The 652-nt window shown below is 80.2% G+C and carries 1 protein-coding gene; it reads right to left on the reverse strand.

Annotation, left to right across the window (positions count from 1 at the left end):
* Positions 1-652: AfsR/SARP family transcriptional regulator (locus tag AC2CHG_RS31700; protein WP_484526238.1), on the reverse strand; the 652-nt coding region annotated here is incomplete at both ends.

Here is a 652-nt window from a genome sequence, read left to right on the forward strand (position 1 = left end):
GGGCGGCGTCGCGCAGGTCCAGCGCGGCCAGCACCGCGGGCGCGACGGGCGCGCCGGTCGCCACGACGGCCAACTCCACCAGGCACACCGGCCCGTCGTGGCCGGACGCGACGGCGGTGGCCAGGCGGGTCTTGCCGGCGCCGCCCGGGCCGTGCAGGGTGACCAGCCGCGCCGCGCCGAGCAGTTCGTGCACCCGCCGCAGCTCCGGTTCCCGGCCGACGAAGCTGGTGAGCGGGCTGGGCAGCCGGACGGCCGGCGCGGGCTCGTCGCGCAGCAGCGCCGTGTGCAGCGCGGCCAGTTCCGCCGACGGGTCGGTGCCCAGTTCCTCGGCCAGCACCCGGCGGGCGTCGGCGTAGACGGCGAGCGCCTCGGCGCGGCGGCCGGCACCGTGCAGGGCCCGCATCAGCTGCCCGTGCAGCCGTTCCCGCAGCGGATGCGCCGCCACCAGGTCCCGCAGCTCGGCGATCAGCGGCGCCCCGGCCGGCGCCAGCGCCAGTTCCGCCTCCACCCGGTCCTCGACCGTGGCCAGCCGCGCCTGGCGCAGCCGGGCCGCCTCGGCGTCGGCGAACGGCGCGTCCGTCACGTCCGCGAGGGGTTCGCCGCGCCACAGCCCGAGCGCGTCGCGCAGCAGCGTCGCCGCGCCGGCCGGGTC

This window comes from Micromonospora sp. ATLC20, from assembly GCF_057196585.1.